Raw genomic sequence first — 16107 nt, forward strand, 5'->3', positions numbered from 1 at the left:
GTGTCGAGCTGGCCGACGCCACACCCGCCGCTGCGCTGGCCCATCCCACCTGGGACATGGGCAGGTTGGTCACGACGAACTCGGCGACGCTGGTGAACAAGGGCCTAGAGGTGATCGAGGCCCACCTCCTGTTCAACGTTCCTTATGACCGGATCGACGTGGTGGTGCACCCCCAGTCGGTCATTCACTCGATGGTCGAGTTCACCGACGGGTCGACCATTGCCCAGGCGTCGCCACCCGACATGCGGTTGCCGATCGCGCTGGCGCTCGGTTGGCCCGCCCGGGTCCCCGGCGCCGCCGCCCCGGTCGACTGGACGTCGGCCCAGACCTGGACGTTCGAACCGCTCGACGCCGACGCGTTCCCGGCCGTCGACCTGGCCCGGCGGGCCGGTCTCGCGGGCGGGTGCGCGCCCGCGGTCTACAACGCCGCGAACGAGGCCTTGGTCACCGCGTTCCACGAGGGCGCCATCGGGTTCCTGCAGATCGTCGACACGATCGGGGACGTGCTGTCCGAATGGCTGAGCGAACGCCATCACGGCATGGTGAACCCAGGTACCGTCGTGGACGTCGAACAAGCGGAGGAGTGGGCCCGGGAACGAGCCCGCGAGCTCGCATCACGACCGACGACACCTACCGGACCGTCCTGACCCGACCGAGAGGAGCAACCGACCGTGCCTTCCTGGCTGCTCTACACGCTGGGTGTGCTCATCTTCGCGTTCGGGTTGCTGCTGTCGATCGCGCTGCACGAAATCGGGCACATGGTGCCGGCCAAGAAGTTCGGCGTGAAGGTCACGCAGTACATGGTCGGGTTCGGGCCGACGATCTGGTCGCGCAAGCGGGGCGACACCGAGTACGGGCTCAAGAGCATTCCGGTCGGGGGCTACATCCGGATGATCGGCATGGTGCCCCCGCGTCCCGACGGCAAGGTGTCGCGCTGGCCCCGCCGGCTGGCGAGCGCCGTCGAGGACTTCCGCCGCATGAGCCGCGCCGAGGTCGACCCGGCCGACGAGGATCGCCAGTTCTACCGGCTGACCCCGGGCAAGAAGATGATCATCATGCTCGGCGGCCCGAGCATGAACCTGCTGATCTTCCTGGTCCTCTTCACCATCCTGCTCACCACGCTCGGCAAGCCGCACCAGGACGCGACGACGACCGTCGGGACCGTGCTCAAGTGCGTGGTGCCGGCGGACTCCAAGCTGGCCGACACCACCACGTGCCCGGCCGACGCCCCGGCCACCCCGGCCCTCACGGCCCTCAAGCTGGGGGACACCTTCGAGTCGATCAACGGCACGAAAGTCTCCGACTGGAACCAGCTGAGCGCCTTGATCCGGCCTGCCGCCGGCCAGACCCTCACCGTCGTCGTCAAGCGGGGCGGCAAGGACGTCACGCTGCACATCACGCCGGTCGCCAACCGCAACTACGTCGACGACGCGCACACCAAGATCGAAACCGTCGGCTTCATCGGCTTCGCTCCGACCCGCCACGACTACTACCGAGCCGAGCCGATCACCGCCATCCCGGGTCAGATCGGCAGCCAGCTGAAGCTCGGACTGAGCGCGCTCGGCAAGTACCCGGCCAAGATCAAGAACCTCTACGGCACCGTGTTCGAGGGCAAGAAGCGTGACCCGAACGGCGCTGTCGGCGTCGTCGGCATCGGCCGGATCTCCGGCGACTACGCCCGCAGTGACCTGCTCAGCCTGCAGGACAAGGTCTTCGTCCTGATCAACCTCCTGGCCGGGGTCAACCTGCTGCTCTTCCTGTTCAACCTGTTGCCGCTGCTTCCGCTGGACGGCGGGCACGTGGCCGGCGCGATCGTCGAGTCGATCAAGCGCGGTCGGGCCCGGCTGCGCGAGCGCGGCCGACCACCCGTTCTCGGCCCGGACGGAGAGCCCGCGCCGCCACCGCACCGGCAGATCTTCGTCGACACCGCGGCGATGCTTCCGGTGATGTACGGCGTCGCCTCGATCCTCATCGTGTTGACGTTGCTCACGCTCTACGCCGACATCGTCAAGCCCATCAACCCGCTAGGCGGATAATCGACGTCATGGCTGTGAGTCCTGTCAATCTCGGAATGCCGGCTCCGCCCCCACAGGTGTTGAGCCCGCGGCGCAAGACCCGCCAGATCAAGGTCGGTTCGGTGTCCGTCGGCGGTGACGCACCCATCTCCGTCCAGTCGATGACGACGACGCTCACCTCGGACGTCAACGCGACGCTGCAGCAGATCGCCGAGCTGACGGCCACCGGGTGCGACATCGTCCGCGTCGCCGTCCCGTCGCAGGACGACGCTGACGCGCTGCCCGAGATCGCCAAGCACAGCCAGATCCCGGTCATCGCCGACATCCACTTCCAGCCGAAGTACGTTTTCGCCGCGATAGACGCCGGTTGTGCGGCCGTGCGGGTCAACCCCGGCAACATCAAGGCCTTCGACGACAAGGTCGGGGACATCGCCAGGGCCGCGGCCGACGCCGGGGTCTCGATCCGTATCGGCGTCAATGCCGGCTCGCTCGACAAGCGGCTGCTCGCCAAGTACGGCAAGGCGACGCCGGAGGCGCTCGTCGAGTCCGCGCTCTGGGAGGCGTCGCTGTTCGAGGAGCACGGTTTCCGCGACTTCAAGATCTCGGTGAAGCACAACGACCCGATCGTCATGGTCCGCGCGTACGAGCAGCTGTCGGAGGCATGTGACTATCCCCTCCACCTCGGTGTGACGGAGGCCGGCCCGGCGTTCCAGGGCACGATCAAGTCATCGGTGGCCTTCGGCGCACTCCTGTCGCGCGGGATCGGCGACACCATCCGCGTTTCGCTGTCCGCGCCGCCCGTCGAAGAGGTGAAGGTCGGCCTGCAGATCCTGGAGTCGCTCAACCTGCGGCAGCGCCGGCTCGAGATCGTCTCCTGCCCTTCGTGCGGCCGCGCCCAGGTCGACGTGTACACCCTCGCCGAGAAGGTCACTGCCGGGCTGGAGGGCATCGAGGTGCCGCTGCGGGTGGCGGTGATGGGCTGTGTGGTGAACGGTCCGGGTGAGGCCCGCGAGGCCGACCTCGGCGTCGCATCCGGCAACGGCAAGGGCCAGATCTTCGTCCGCGGCGAGGTCATCAAGACCGTTCCGGAATCGCAGATCGTCGAGACGCTGATCGAAGAGGCGCTGCGAATGGCCGAGCAGATGGGCGAGACCGGAACTCCCACCGTCTCGGTCACCTGAGTTACCGATCGCCCCGCGGCGGGTACGTACGGATCGAACGTACATTCGATCCTCAGGAGCAGTTGTGTCCACTACCAACGAGGTCACGCCTCAGCCCGAACGCCCGACCGACGAGTGGGTCACCGGTGACGAGCCGATGACCGGCCCGCAGCAGTCGTACCTGCAGACACTTGCCCGCGAGGCCGGCGAGGACCCGAAGTCCGAGCTGACGAAAGCGCAGGCGAGCGAAGAGATCGAGCGCCTGCAGCAGGTCACCGGTCGCGGCGTCTGACCGGTTGCGACGCACAGCCCTTCCTGACGGATCGGAGCGGCGCCCCGGCCGGGTCCTCGGCTACCGTCGACCGGGTGAGTTCGACGCTGCGCCGTCCGGCCCTGAGGGCCGAGGTGTTGCACGACCGGGCCGAGCTCGTCGCCTTGGTCGACGCCGACCCACTCGTCAACGTCGTCGTCAGTGCGCGCCTGCGGGCGTTGGCCACGATCGACGGCCGCCGCTTCGGCGGCACTCTTCTCGGCGTCCGTGACCGCGACGGACGGTTGCGGGCCGCGGCGTTCTCCGGCGGCAACCTGCTACCCATCGGCGGCGGCCCGGACGATTGGGTGGCGCTCGCCGAGCACCTCGCCCGGACGCCCCGCGACTGCACCTCCATCGTCGGACGGGCGGCGGCGGTGGGCGTCATGTGGCAGGTGCTCGCGCCGGTATGGGGACCGGCCCGGGCGGTCCGGGCGCAGCAGCCGCTGCTGATGTCCGAGCAGGTCGCGACCGGGTGGCGAACCGATCCGCGCGTGCGCGCCATCCAGCCCGACGAGCTGGAAGGCTACCTCCCCGCGGCGGCGGCCATGTTCACCGAAGAACTCGGCGTGTCGCCGTACCTCTCATCGGGGGCGGGGGACTACCGCCGCCGCACCGCCGGCCTGATCAAGGCGCGCCGGGCATTCGGCATCGTCGAGAACGGCGAGGTGATCTTCAAAGCGGACCTGGGCGTGGTGTCCCCGCACACCTGTCAGGTGCAGGGCGTCTGGGTACGCCCGGATCTGCGGGGCCGGGGCATCGGCACGGCGGCCCTGCCCGTCGTCCTGCGGCACGGCCTCACCCTCGCCCCGACCGTGAGCCTGTACGTCAACGACTTCAACACTGCTGCCCGCCGGGTCTACGCCCGGCTCGGCCTGCGTGAGGCCGCCGTCCTGTCGACCGTGCTGTTCTGACGAAGCCCACATGAGCGTTGCTGCGGTCATCTTCGATTGGGGCGGGACGCTCACGCCCTGGCATTCGATCGATGCCGGCGGCCCGTGGCGCGCGGTGGTGACCGACGATGAGCTTGCCCACCGACTCGCGCTGGCCGAGGACGAGATCTGGCGACGGGCGCGTGACCACCATCGCAGCGGCACGCTCGACGACGTCTTCGCCGCCGTCGGGCTCGAGCCGACGCCCGACATGCGGGCCGCGATCAGCGCCTGGTGGGACCCGCACACGTACACCGATCCCGACGTGCTGCCACTGTTCGAGGCGCTGAGGGCGAGAGAGCTCCGGATCGGCGTGCTGTCCAACACGATCTGGAGCCGCGAGGAGCACGAGCGGATCTTCGCCCGCGACGGGTTGCTCGACCTCATCGACGGCGCGGTCTACACCTCCGAGATCGAGTGGACCAAGCCGCACCCGATGGCCTTCCGGGCCGCCCTGGACGCCGTCGGCGTCGACCGTCCCGAGGAGGCGGTCTTCGTCGGCGACCGGCCATTCGACGACATCCACGGAGCCCAGTCGGCCGGCCTGCGAGCGGTGCTCATTCCGCACAGCGACATCCCGGAGGCCCAGAAAGGTCCGGTGGCGGGCAAGCCGGACGCGGTGGTCGACCGGCTCGCCGATCTGCTGGCGATCGTGGACGAGTGGCGGGCCGCCTGACAGCTGCCCGTACGCCGTATGCAAGTAGCGATTTGCATGCTTCTGATGGACTCGACGTCGATCATCGTGAGAACAACCGAGGAGGGGCATGCTCGTCCGGCTGCTGCGTGACCGGCTCCGGCCCTACCGTCACTGGCTGACGACGATCGTCGTGCTGCAACTGCTGGGAACGATGGCGGCGCTCTACTTGCCGAGCCTCAACGCCGACATCATCGACAACGGTGTCTCGAAGGGCGATACCGGCTACATCATGCGGGTCGGCGGCTGGATGCTGGCCGTCAGCCTGGCGCAGATCGGCTGCTCGGTCGTCGCCGTCTTCTTCGGCGCCCGCACGGCGATGAGTTTCGGACGCGACGTTCGAGCGGCGCTGTTCGCCCGGGTCAACAGCTTCTCCGCTCGCGAGGTCGCGCAGTTCGGCGCCCCGTCGCTCATCACCCGGACCACGAACGACGTTCAGCAGGTGCAGATGCTGGTTGTCATGAGTTCCACCATGATGGTCGCGGCGCCCATCATGGCCACGGGCGGCGTCATCATGGCGCTGCGGCAGGACCTCGGCCTGTCCTGGTTGCTGGGCGTCAGCGTGCCGCTGTTGGCGGTGCTGATCGGCCTCATCGTCCGCCGCATGGTCCCGCAGTTCCGGCTGATGCAGGACCGGATCGACCACGTCAACCGCGTCTTGCGCGAGCAGATCACCGGCGTGCGCGTGGTGCGCGCCTTCGTCCGGGAGCCCGTCGAGCGGGACCGATTCGGGGCGGCCAACGAGGAACTGACCGCCACCGCCCTGCGGGCCGGCCGACTGATGGCGATGATCTTCCCGACGGTCATGCTCGTGCTCAACGCCTCGAGCGTGGCCGTGCTCTGGTTCGGGGCCAGCCGGGTCGACTCCGGGCAGATGCAGGTCGGCTCGCTCACCGCCTACCTGAGCTACCTGGCCCAGATCCTGATGTCGGTCCTGATGGCCACGTTCATGTTGATGATGATCCCGCGCGCCGCCGTGTGCGCCGAGCGCATCGTCGAGGTCCTCGACACCCGCTCCTCGGTGGTACCGCCCAAGGCGCCGGTCACCGAGCTGCCCTTGGCCGGCCAGGTCGTGTTCGACGACGTCTCCTTCCGCTATCCCGGCGCGGCGTTGCCCGTCCTCGACGGCATCACCTTCACCGCGGAACGCGGGCGCACCACGGCGATCATCGGCAGCACCGGAGCCGGGAAGACGACACTGCTCTCGCTCGTCCCTCGCCTCGTCGACGTCACGTCCGGTGCGGTTCTGGTCGACGGGGTGGACGTCCGCTCGCTCGACCCGGACCTGCTCTGGAGCCGGCTCGGATACGTCCCCCAGCGCTCCTACCTGTTCTCCGGAACCGTGGCCAGCACGCTCCGGCACGGCAACCCCGACGCCGACGACGACCAGTTGTGGGCGGCGCTGGACGTCGCCGAGGCACGTGAGTTCGTGGAGAAGCTGTCCGGCGGGCTGGACGCGCCGGTCGCCCAGGGCGGGACCAATCTGTCCGGTGGCCAGCGGCAACGGTTGGCCATCGCGCGGGCCGTCGTCCGCCGGCCCGAGATCTACCTCTTCGACGACGCCTTCTCCGCCCTCGACCCCGGCACCGACGCCCGGCTGCGGGCGAAGTTGCGCACGATCACGGCGGACTCGGCGGTGCTCGTGGTCGCGCAGCGGGTATCGACCATCCTCGACGCCGACCGCATCATCGTCCTCGACGGGGGCAAGATCGTCGGCGACGGCACCCATGACGAGCTGGTGCGGACCTGCCCGCCCTATGCCGAGATCGTCCAGAGCCAGCTGAGCGCCGAGGACGCGGCGTGACGGCGCCGAGCCGCGGCGTCACGCCGAAGCGCCTTCCCCCCGCGGGCCAGGATGCGCGGCGCGGCGGCGGGCCGCCGTGGATGACCGCGGGGATGCCGGCCGAGAAGTCGATGAACTTCGGGCCGTCGGCGAAACGGTTGATGCGCCGGCTCTACCCCGAACGCTTTCTGTCCATCGGCGTCCTCGTCCTCGCCGTCGCCAGTGTCACTCTCGCGGTGCTGGGGCCACGCCTGCTCGGCTCGGCCACCGACATCATCTTCCGCGGGTTCCTCGGCGACCGGCTCCCGGCCGGGCAATCGCTGGACGAGGTGACGAACGCGGCGCGCGCCCGCGGCGATGGCGACTTCGCGACCCTGCTGCAGAGCATGCACGTCGTGCCGGGCCGCGGAATCGACCTGAACGCGCTGGGCAACGTGCTGCTGCTCGTGACGCTGATCTACCTGGCCGGCGGGCTGCTGTCCTGGCTGCAGGGCTACGTGCTGAACGGGGTGGTGCAGCGCACGGTGCTGCGCTTGCGGGCGGACGTGGAGGACAAGCTCAATCGGCTGCCGCTCCCGTACTTCGACGACCAGCCGCGCGGGGAAACTCTCAGCCGGGTCACCAACGACATCGACAACATCTCCACCACGCTGCAGCAGACCATGAGCCAGCTGCTGACCTCGCTGCTGACGGTGGTCGGCGTGGTCACCATGATGTTCGTCATCTCGCCGCTGCTGGCGTTGATCGCGCTGGTGACCATTCCCGTGTCGATGTTCGTCACGAAGTCGATTGCCAAGCGGTCGCAGGGGCAGTTCGTGGCGCAGTGGAAGCACACCGGGCGGCTCAACGGACACATCGAGGAGTCCTTCACCGGGCACGAACTGGTCAAGGTGTTCGGCCGCCAGCGCGAGGTCGAGCAGACCTTCGCCGAACACAACGACGCCTTGTTCGAGGCGAGCTTTGGCGCGCAGTTCGTGTCCGGACTGATCATGCCGTCGATGATGTTCATCGGAAACCTCAACTACGTCGCCGTCGCCGTCGTCGGCGGCCTGCGTGTGGCGTCGGGCTCGATGAGCCTGGGAGATGTGCAGGCCTTCATCCAGTACTCGCGACAGTTCACCCAGCCCCTGACCCAGGTCGCGTCCATGGCCAATCTGCTCCAGTCCGGGGTGGCCTCGGCCGAGCGGGTCTTCGATCTGCTCGACGCCCCCGAGCAGACGGCGGATCCCCGAACACCGGCCCGACCGACCGAGCGGCACGGACGGGTGCAGTTCGAGCACATCAACTTCTCCTACCGGGCCGACACCCCGCTCATCGAAGACCTGTCGCTCGTCGCCGAGCCGGGGCACACGGTGGCCATCGTCGGACCGACCGGTGCGGGCAAGACGACCCTGGTGAATCTCGTGATGCGCTTCTACGAACTCGACGGCGGCCGGATCACGCTCGACGGCGTCGACATCGCCACCATGCGGCGCGACGAGTTGCGCGGCGAGATCGGCATGGTGCTGCAGGACACGTGGCTGTTCGGCGGAACCATCCGCGACAACATCGCCTACGGCAGGCCGGGGGCGTCCGACGCCGAGATCCTCGAGGCAGCTCAGGCGAGCTACGTCGACCGGTTCGTCCAGTCGCTTCCCGACGGCTACGACACCGTGCTGGACGAGGAATCGAGCAACCTGTCGGTCGGCCAGAAGCAACTCATCACCATCGCCCGGGCGTTCATCGCCCAGCCGTCGCTGCTGATCCTGGACGAGGCGACCAGCGCGGTCGACACCCGGACCGAGCTGCTGGTCCAGCACGCCATGGCGGCGTTGCGCCAGAACCGCACCAGCTTCGTGATCGCCCACCGGCTGTCGACGATCCGCGACGCCGATCTGATCCTCGTCATGGAGGACGGCCGGATCGTCGAACAGGGCGACCACACGGAGCTGCTCGACCGCCACGGGGCCTACGAACGCCTCTATCGGGCCCAGTTCAGCCAGGCGCCGGACGCAACGCTGGTCTGACGGGGCGGCGCGTTCCGGTCAGCCGATGCCGGGGAAGGGCGTAGTCGCCTTGGCCGGCGTGGTTAGCACCCGCCACCGGGTGGCCCGGATCGCGCTCGCGGTCAGCGCCTCCTGCGCGGTCTGCCGCAGCCCGTCGGCTCGTTGCCCAGCCGTCGACGCCGCGTTCAGGTACAGGTAGCGCCAGGCCACGGCACAGCCCTCCTCGAGCCGGACGGCCAACGCCCGGGCCGCGCCCGGGCCGGCCACCGGGTACAGCGCCGGGTAGTCGGCTTGCGGCGCGACCGGCCGCAGACCGGCGCCGGCGATGGCCGCCGCCGTCGCGTCGCGGCGCGACTCGTGGTCGTCGGAGCACTGCACCGCCAGATCCTTGTCCGTGCCGCTCAGGTGCGGACCGAGCAGTGCGTAACCGAACGCCGCTTGCTGCTCAACCGCCAGCGCCGCCTGCCATGCGGTGTCCAGAGCGGTCATCGCAGCAGCTCGGCGTGTGTGGCCTCGCAGGCGGCGATGCTCGCCAGCATCGCAGCCAGGCCGGCGTCGGCCGCCGCAGCATGGGCCGCCGCCGCCCTGGAAGCGGCCCGTTCGGCGGCGTTCAACTGCGCGAGGGTGCGCGGCGCGCCCGCTGCCGGCGCCGGCGAGTGGGCCGGCTGTGTGCGGTAGCGGGCGAGCAGGTCGGTGAGCGCCGCAAGATGGGCAACGTGGTCGACCCGGACCTGGGTGATCACCCGCCGCACCTCGGGCGAACCGCCGGTCGTGGCGTCGAGATCGGCGATCAGGGCGCGTTCGGCCGCGGCTGCGGCGAGCAGGACGCCAGGAGCGATCGGCGGCAGGGCGGGCGCGTGGTCGTTACGGGCGAATTCGGCCGCGACTCCCGCGCCGGCGCCGACGACGACCGCGGCGCTGCCGGCCAGGAACCAGCGCCGAGACCTCCGCGGCGCCGGCTGCGGTTCCAAGGGTGGGGTCAGCGGTGGGGTCAGTGGTGGGGTCACTGGGGCCCGCGCCTCAGCGGGCGGCGGGGTCGACGGCTGATGCGGCTGGGGCCGCGGCCGCGGTCTCGATTCGTCGCTGGAACTTTGCATGTCACAGCAAGTTTGGCAGAGCCCGATACGCTTTCACGTCACAACTGCACGCGCGACCCCGAGGAGCCGATCATGCCGCCCGCGACTGCAGGTGCGTCCGCGGCCCAGGCCCGAGAGCACCTGCTCGACCTGCTCGGTCCGCTCGTCAGCGCCGCCGGGTACGACCTCGAGGATGTGACGGTCACCTCGGCCGGTCGCCGCAGCCTCGTCCGGGTGACCGTTGACGCCGACGGAGGCATCGACCTGGACGCCGTGGCCGTCGTCAGCCGCATCGTCTCCGACGCCCTCGACGCCGACGCCGAGAACCCGAACAGCCCGCGTGCGCTCGCCGGCGCCTACGTGCTCGAGGTCAGCTCGCCGGGCGTCGACCGGCCGCTCACCGAGCCGCGCCACTGGCGCCGCGCCGTCGGCCGGTTGGTGACAGCCCAGACGGACGGGTCGACGATCACCGGGCGCGTCCTCGCGGTCGACGACACCGCTGTCACCCTCGACATCAACGACACACCACGGCCGATCCCGTGGGCGGCGCTCGGCCGGGGCAAGGTCCAGGTCGAGTTCAGCCGCCCCGGCGCCGCCGACGACGGTGAGGAGAACTAGCCATGGTGTCGGTCGACCTCGCCGCCCTCCGCAGCATCGAGCGGGAGAAGGAGATCTCCTTCGAGACGCTGATCGGCGCGCTCGAGACAGCATTGCTGACCGCCTACCGGCACACGCCGCACTCGATGCCGCACGCCCGCGTCGCCATCGACCGCCGGACCGGCGAGGTCATCGTCTGGGCGCAGGAACTCGGGCCGGACGGTGAGATCGAGGAGGAGTACGACGACACGCCGACCGACTTCGGCCGCGTCGCGGCGATGACCGCCCGGCAGGTCATCCTGCAGCGCCTGCGCGATGCCGAGCACGACCAGACCTTCGGGGAGTACTCCGGCCGCGAGGGCGACATCGTCACTGGCGTCGTCCAGGCCGACGCCCAGGCGTCTCAGCGGGGTCTGGTGCTCATCGACATCGGTAAGGTCGAGGCCTTGCTCCCGCAGTCCGAGCAGGTGCCGGGCGAGGAGTACCGCCACGGAACGCGCATCAAGGCCTACGTCGTCGGCGTGGCCCGCGGCCCCCGCGGGCCCCAGGTCACCGTGAGCCGCACCCACCCCAACCTGGTCAAGAAGTTGTTCGCCCTCGAGGTCCCCGAGATCGCCGACGGCAGCGTCGAGATCGTCGCCGTGGCCCGCGAGGCGGGGCACCGGTCCAAGATCTCCGTCCGCACCGCTGTCGAAGGCCTCAACGCCAAGGGGGCGTGCATCGGCCCCATGGGGCAGCGCGTCCGCAACGTCGTGGCCGAACTGCACGGAGAGAAGATCGACATCATCGACTGGGCCGAGGATCCGGCCACCTACGTGGGAAACGCACTCTCGCCGGCCCAGGTCGTGTCCAGCGAAGTGGTCGACCCGGCCACTCAGCAGGTACGCGTCGTCGTCCCCGACTTCCAGCTCTCGCTCGCGATCGGCCGCGAGGGGCAGAACGCCCGCCTCGCCGCCCGGCTCACCGGCCACCGCATCGACATCCACAGCGACTCCGAGGACGCGACGTCAGGCGATTCCGAGGGCGAGACGTCGGCGCCGCCCGGGGATCCGGCGGCCGCGGGGTAGACTCGGCTCCGGCCGCCGAACGTCGACGGCATCCGAGGCACGAAGGACCGGCGTGAATTTCCAGCGCCCGACCCGGACGTGCATCGGATGTCGGCAGCGGGCAGCGGCTGCCGAGTTGCTCCGCGTCGTCGTGGCGCCGGATGCGATCGGCAAGGTCTCGACAGAACTCCGTCCCCCGGAGGCCCGAAGCCCGAGCGACAAACTCGGCGGCGGCCCTGTCACCTTGCCCGTCGTACCCGACACCCGTCGGCGCATCCCCGGCCGGGGTGCGTGGTTGCATCCCGACCTGAGGTGCGTCGAACTCGCAGAGCGGCGCCGGGCCTTCGCCCGGGCACTGCGCGTGTCCGGTCCCGTCGACCCGGCTTCGGTGAGCGAGTACGTTGCGCAGGTTGACCAGTACGGTGACAGCAGCAGGGAATCCACTCAGCGGAACGCCGCAGGAGATAGCTAATGAGTACTCGATGAAGCACCAGCGATGAGCAAGACCACCGTCTAGACGGACCGCGCGGGTTGCCGCACGGTCCCCCCGAAGGAGACACGTGCCAGGCAAGATCCGCGTTTCGGCCCTAGCCAAAGAGCTCGGGCTGACCAGCAAGGTCGCAATCGAGAAGCTCACCGAAATGGGTGAGTACGTCAAGACTGCCTCGTCCACCGTGGAAGCCCCGGTGGCCCGCAAACTGCGCGAGGCATTCCCGGACGCCGCGCCGGCGCCGGCCAAGAAGGCACCGGCGAAGAGGGTGGCCCCGGCCGCTGCGGCGGCTCCCGCCCCGCAAGCGCCGAGCCAGCCGACCACCGTGCCCGAGCCCCCGGTTGTCCAGGCTCCGGAACCGGTCGCTCCGGTGGCGGCTGCGCCCGCACCGGCCGCACCTGCAGAACCGGCCCCCGTCGCCCCGGCCGCGGCTGCGCCCGCTCCGCCCGGCGTACGCCCGGGCCCGCGTGTCGGCAACAACCCGTTCGGGGTCGGCGGCGGCGCCGCGGCACCCCGTCCGCCCGCCGCGCCCCGTACTCCCGGCGCGGCCGGTATGCCGCCGCGCCCCGGCGGCCCCCGTCCGCCGAACCCGGGCATGATGCCGCCCCGACCCAACCCGGGCATGATGCCGACCCGCCCCGGAACGCGCGGCGGTCCGGCCGGCGGGCCCGGTGCGCGTCCCGGCGGCCCTGGCGGTCCTGGCGGCCCCGGCGCTCGACCCGGCGCTCCGGGTGGGCGTCCCGGTGGCGGCGGCTTCCGCGGCGGTCCCGGGGGCGGCGGCCCCGGCGGTCCCGGCGGCGCTCCGGGTGGTCCCGCTGGCGCCGGCGGCCCGTACCGCGGTGGCGGTCGTCCCGGTGGCGGCGGTCGCGGCGGTCGCGGCGCCAGCACGGCCGGCGCGTTCGGCCGTCGCGGTGGTCCGGCGGCCCGCGGCAAGAAGAGCAAGAAGCAGCGCAGAGCCGAATTCGACAACATGTCCGCGCCGTCGATCGGCGGCGTCCAGGTACCGCGGGGCAACGGTGACATCCTGCGCCTGCCGCGCGGGGCCTCGCTGTCCGACTTCGCCGACAAGATCGATGCCAACCCGGCGTCGCTGGTCCAGGTGATGTTCCACCTGGGCGAGATGGTGACGGCGACCCAGTCGGTCAACGAAGAGACGTTGCAGCTGCTCGGCGCCGAACTGAACTACCAGGTGCAGGTCGTCAGCCCGGAGGACGAGGACCGCGAGCTGCTCGAGTCCTTCGATCTCACGTTCGGTGAGGACGAGGGCGAGGACGAGTACATCGTCGCCCGGCCGCCGGTGGTGACCGTCATGGGTCACGTCGACCACGGTAAGACGCGACTGCTCGACGCGATCCGCAAGACCAACGTCATGCGCGACGAGGCCGGCGGCATCACCCAGCACATCGGTGCCTACCAGGTCCACGTCCAGCACGAGGGCGAGGACCGGGCGATCACGTTCATCGACACCCCGGGTCACGAGGCGTTCACCGCCATGCGTGCTCGCGGGGCAGCGACGACCGACATCGTCGTGCTGGTCGTGGCGGCCGACGACGGCGTCATGCCGCAGACGATCGAGGCGCTCAACCACGCGCAGGCAGCAGGTGCGCCGATCGTGGTCGCGGTGAACAAGATCGACAAGGAGGACGCCAACCCGGCCAAGGTGCGCCAGCAGCTCACCGAGTACGGGCTGGTCGCCGAGGAGTACGGCGGCGACACCCTGTTCGTCGACGTCTCGGCCCGGTCGAACCTGCACATCGACGACCTGCTCGAGGGCATCCTGCTCACGGCAGATGCCGCGCTCGACCTGCGGGCCAACCCGGACCAGGACGCGCAGGGCATCGTCATCGAGGCCCGGCTCGACCGCGGCCGTGGACCGGTCGCCACGCTGCTGGTGCAGCGCGGCACGCTCAAGATCGGCGACTCGGTCGTGGCCAGCGATGCCTTCGGTCGGGTGCGGGCGATGCTGGACGAGAACGGCGACAACGTTGACGAGGCTGGGCCGTCGCGGCCCGTCCAGGTGCTCGGCCTGACGTCGGTGCCGAGCGCCGGTGACTCGTTCCTCGTGGTCGAGGAGGACCGCACCGCCCGGCAGATCGCCGACCGGCGCCAGGCCCGGGAACGCAACGCCCAGCTGGCGTCGTCCCGTCGTCGGGTTTCGCTGGACGACCTCGACAAGGCGATTGCGGCCGGTGAGGTCGAGCAGCTCAACCTCATCATCAAGGGTGACGTGTCCGGTTCGGTGGAAGCGCTGGAAGACGCGCTGCTCAACATCGACCTGGGTGAGGACAAGGAAGAGGTCTCGCTGCGGGTCATCGGCCGCGGCGTCGGCGCCATCACCGAGAACGACGTCAACCTCGCCGTTGCTTCGGACGCGGTGGTCATCGGCTTCAACGTCCGGCCCGAGGGCAAGGCGCGGGAGGCGGCTGAGCGCGAAGGCGTCGACGTCCGCTACTACTCGGTGATCTACCAGGCCATCGACGAGATCGAGGCTGCGCTCAAGGGCATGCTCAAGCCGGAGTTCGAAGAGGTGCAGCTCGGCACGGCCGAGGTGCGCGAGGTGTTCCGGGTGCCGCGGATCGGCAACGTCGCCGGTTCGCTGGTGCGCAGCGGGATCATCCGCCGTAACAGCAAGGCGCGGCTCGTGCGCGACGGCACCGTGGTGGCCGACAACCTCACGGTGGAGTCGCTGCGTCGGTTCAAGGACGACGCGACCGAGGTCCGCGAAGGGTTCGAGTGCGGTATCGGGCTCGGGTCGTTCAACGACATCAAGGTTGATGACGTGATCGAGACGTTCGAGTTGCGCGAGAAGCCGAGAGGGTAGTTCCGCAGAAGCGAGGGTAGGCCGCCCGCCCGTAGGGAAGAGTTTTACACGGCCGGACGGCCCACCCTCGCTTCCGCTTCGCTCGCTCGTCCCGATCAGAGGGGTAGCAGGCTTTGGTTGTGGGGTGCTTGGTTGCGGACCTGCTGTTGGGGGACGTGCATTCGTTGAAGGAGAAGCGCGGCGTGGTCCGGCCGATCCTCGCCGAACTGCGGCGGCGCTTCGACGTCTCGGCGGCCGAGACCGGTGATCAGGACCTGCACCGGCGAGCCGAACTGTCGGTCGCGTTGGTGGCGCCCGACCACGGGCACGCGGCGGAGGTGCTCGCGGCCTGTGAGCGACTGCTGGCCGGCCGCCCCGAGGTCGACCTGCTGTCGACCCGCACCCGGGTGCTCGACGACGACGATCTGAGTTAGAGGAGACAGACAATGACCGACGCGGGGCGGGCACGGCGCATGGCCGGACGCATCAAACAGATCGTCGCGACGCAGATCGAGACCCAGGTCAAGGATCCACGGCTCGGCATGGTGACGATCACCGACGTCCGGGTCACCGGCGACCTGCACGACGCCACGATCTTCTACACGGTCTTCGGTGACGAGCAGGAGCAGGTCGCTTCGGCGGCCGCGCTCGAGTCGGCGAAAGGTGTCCTGCGCAGCGAGGTGGGCCGCCAGACCGGCGTCCGGTACACACCGACGCTGACGTTCACGCGTGACGCGTTGCCGGAGAACGCCAAGCACATCGACGAGCTTCTCGCTGTGGCTGCCGCCGCCGATGCCGAGGTCGAGGCGGCGCGCCGCGACGCCCGCCCGGCCGGCGACCCGGATCCCTACCGCAAGCCCCGAGTCGCCGAGGACGATCAAGCCGAGGCTGAGTGACGAGAAGTCGCATCCGCGTGCAAGGCTCCTTCTTGTCATGACCGAGTTCCAGCCGCCTCCGACCCGGCCGCGGTCGGCGCCGGGCAGCCGGCCGAGCCCGCGCCCCGCGCCGCATCTGCGGCCCGAGCCCGCGCCGCCGGCCGAACGCCGTCCGGTGGATGCCCCGCTGCCGGTCGTTGCGCCGATCCCGTCGGCGCCGCCGGTCCCGGTCCCTCGGCGAAACCCGGAACCGGCTCTGGAGCGGACGCAACCCATTTCGCGAATTGCGTCTCGCGGAGACCGCCGCGCCGAGCTGAGGGCGGGTCGGCGCGTCCGGCGCCGTC

The 16107-nt window shown here is 70.1% G+C and carries 15 protein-coding genes and 1 pseudogene; 14 read left to right on the forward strand and 2 right to left on the reverse strand.

Going from position 1 to position 16107, the window contains the following annotated elements:
- From ABR571_RS10450 to ABR571_RS10485, 8 genes and pseudogenes are all read left to right on the forward strand, one after another.
- Positions 1 to 647 (forward strand): annotated as a pseudogene (locus ABR571_RS10450) (1-deoxy-D-xylulose-5-phosphate reductoisomerase); the annotation flags it as partial.
- Between the two features lie 24 nt (positions 648 to 671).
- Positions 672 to 2036 carry a M50 family metallopeptidase gene (locus ABR571_RS10455; RefSeq protein ID WP_409453136.1) on the forward strand — a complete coding sequence of 455 codons (1365 nt, stop codon included), beginning with the start codon at positions 672 to 674 and terminating at the stop codon, positions 2034 to 2036.
- Between the two features lie 8 nt (positions 2037 to 2044).
- On the forward strand, positions 2045 to 3196 hold the full coding sequence (gene ispG / locus ABR571_RS10460; protein ID WP_409453137.1) for a flavodoxin-dependent (E)-4-hydroxy-3-methylbut-2-enyl-diphosphate synthase: 1152 nt from the start codon (positions 2045 to 2047) through the stop codon (positions 3194 to 3196).
- Positions 3197 to 3260: 64 nt separating this feature from the next.
- The gene (locus ABR571_RS10465; protein WP_409453138.1) at positions 3261 to 3467 is read left to right on the forward strand and encodes a DUF3072 domain-containing protein; all 207 of its coding nucleotides are present in this window, start codon (positions 3261 to 3263) and stop codon (positions 3465 to 3467) included.
- A gap of 74 nt (positions 3468 to 3541) precedes the next feature.
- The gene (locus tag ABR571_RS10470) at positions 3542 to 4399 is read left to right on the forward strand and encodes a GNAT family N-acetyltransferase (RefSeq protein WP_409453139.1); all 858 of its coding nucleotides are present in this window, start codon (positions 3542 to 3544) and stop codon (positions 4397 to 4399) included.
- Between the two features lie 10 nt (positions 4400 to 4409).
- Positions 4410 to 5093 (forward strand): HAD family hydrolase, encoded by a 684-nt coding sequence (locus tag ABR571_RS10475; protein ID WP_409453140.1) that lies wholly within the window; start codon positions 4410 to 4412, stop codon positions 5091 to 5093.
- An 88-nt stretch (positions 5094 to 5181) separates the two neighbouring features.
- Complete coding sequence (locus tag ABR571_RS10480; protein ID WP_409453141.1) at positions 5182 to 6915, forward strand: ABC transporter ATP-binding protein; 1734 nt, start codon at positions 5182 to 5184, stop codon at positions 6913 to 6915.
- Positions 6912 to 8900, forward strand: coding sequence for an ABC transporter ATP-binding protein (locus ABR571_RS10485; RefSeq protein ID WP_409453142.1), 1989 nt, complete (start codon positions 6912 to 6914; stop codon positions 8898 to 8900). The genes ABR571_RS10480 and ABR571_RS10485 overlap by 4 nt, the downstream gene beginning before the upstream one ends.
- Before the next feature lie 18 nt (positions 8901 to 8918).
- Here ABR571_RS10485 and ABR571_RS10490 read toward each other — a convergent pair whose 3' ends face one another.
- Positions 8919 to 9368, reverse strand: coding sequence for a DUF4439 domain-containing protein (locus tag ABR571_RS10490; RefSeq protein ID WP_409453143.1), 450 nt, complete (start codon positions 9366 to 9368; stop codon positions 8919 to 8921).
- Positions 9365 to 9886 (reverse strand): hypothetical protein, encoded by a 522-nt coding sequence (locus tag ABR571_RS10495; protein WP_409453144.1) that lies wholly within the window; start codon positions 9884 to 9886, stop codon positions 9365 to 9367. Before ABR571_RS10495 ends, ABR571_RS10490 begins: the two co-directional genes overlap by 4 nt.
- 162 nt (positions 9887 to 10048) lie before the next feature.
- Between ABR571_RS10495 and rimP the strand changes: the two genes are divergently transcribed.
- The 6 genes from rimP to rbfA all read left to right on the forward strand — a co-directional run bounded on the left by rimP (position 10049) and on the right by rbfA (position 15784).
- The gene (gene rimP / locus ABR571_RS10500) at positions 10049 to 10573 is read left to right on the forward strand and encodes a ribosome maturation factor RimP (RefSeq protein ID WP_409453145.1); all 525 of its coding nucleotides are present in this window, start codon (positions 10049 to 10051) and stop codon (positions 10571 to 10573) included.
- Between the two features lie 5 nt (positions 10574 to 10578).
- Positions 10579 to 11619, forward strand: coding sequence for a transcription termination factor NusA (gene nusA, locus ABR571_RS10505; RefSeq protein WP_409453177.1), 1041 nt, complete (start codon positions 10579 to 10581; stop codon positions 11617 to 11619).
- Between the two features lie 52 nt (positions 11620 to 11671).
- Positions 11672 to 12070, forward strand: coding sequence for a YlxR family protein (locus tag ABR571_RS10510; protein WP_409453146.1), 399 nt, complete (start codon positions 11672 to 11674; stop codon positions 12068 to 12070).
- Positions 12071 to 12158: 88 nt separating this feature from the next.
- Positions 12159 to 14909, forward strand: coding sequence for a translation initiation factor IF-2 (gene infB, locus ABR571_RS10515; protein ID WP_409453147.1), 2751 nt, complete (start codon positions 12159 to 12161; stop codon positions 14907 to 14909).
- A 113-nt stretch (positions 14910 to 15022) separates the two neighbouring features.
- Positions 15023 to 15322: a DUF503 domain-containing protein gene (locus ABR571_RS10520; protein WP_409453148.1), complete on the forward strand. Its 300-nt coding sequence runs from the start codon at positions 15023 to 15025 to the stop codon at positions 15320 to 15322.
- 12 nt (positions 15323 to 15334) lie between these two features.
- Complete coding sequence (rbfA, locus tag ABR571_RS10525; protein ID WP_409453149.1) at positions 15335 to 15784, forward strand: 30S ribosome-binding factor RbfA; 450 nt, start codon at positions 15335 to 15337, stop codon at positions 15782 to 15784.
- The last annotated feature ends 323 nt before the right edge of the window (positions 15785 to 16107 follow it).

It is taken from the genome of Jatrophihabitans sp. (genome assembly GCF_046262535.1).
GTDB lineage: Bacteria > Actinomycetota > Actinomycetes > Mycobacteriales > Jatrophihabitantaceae > Jatrophihabitans.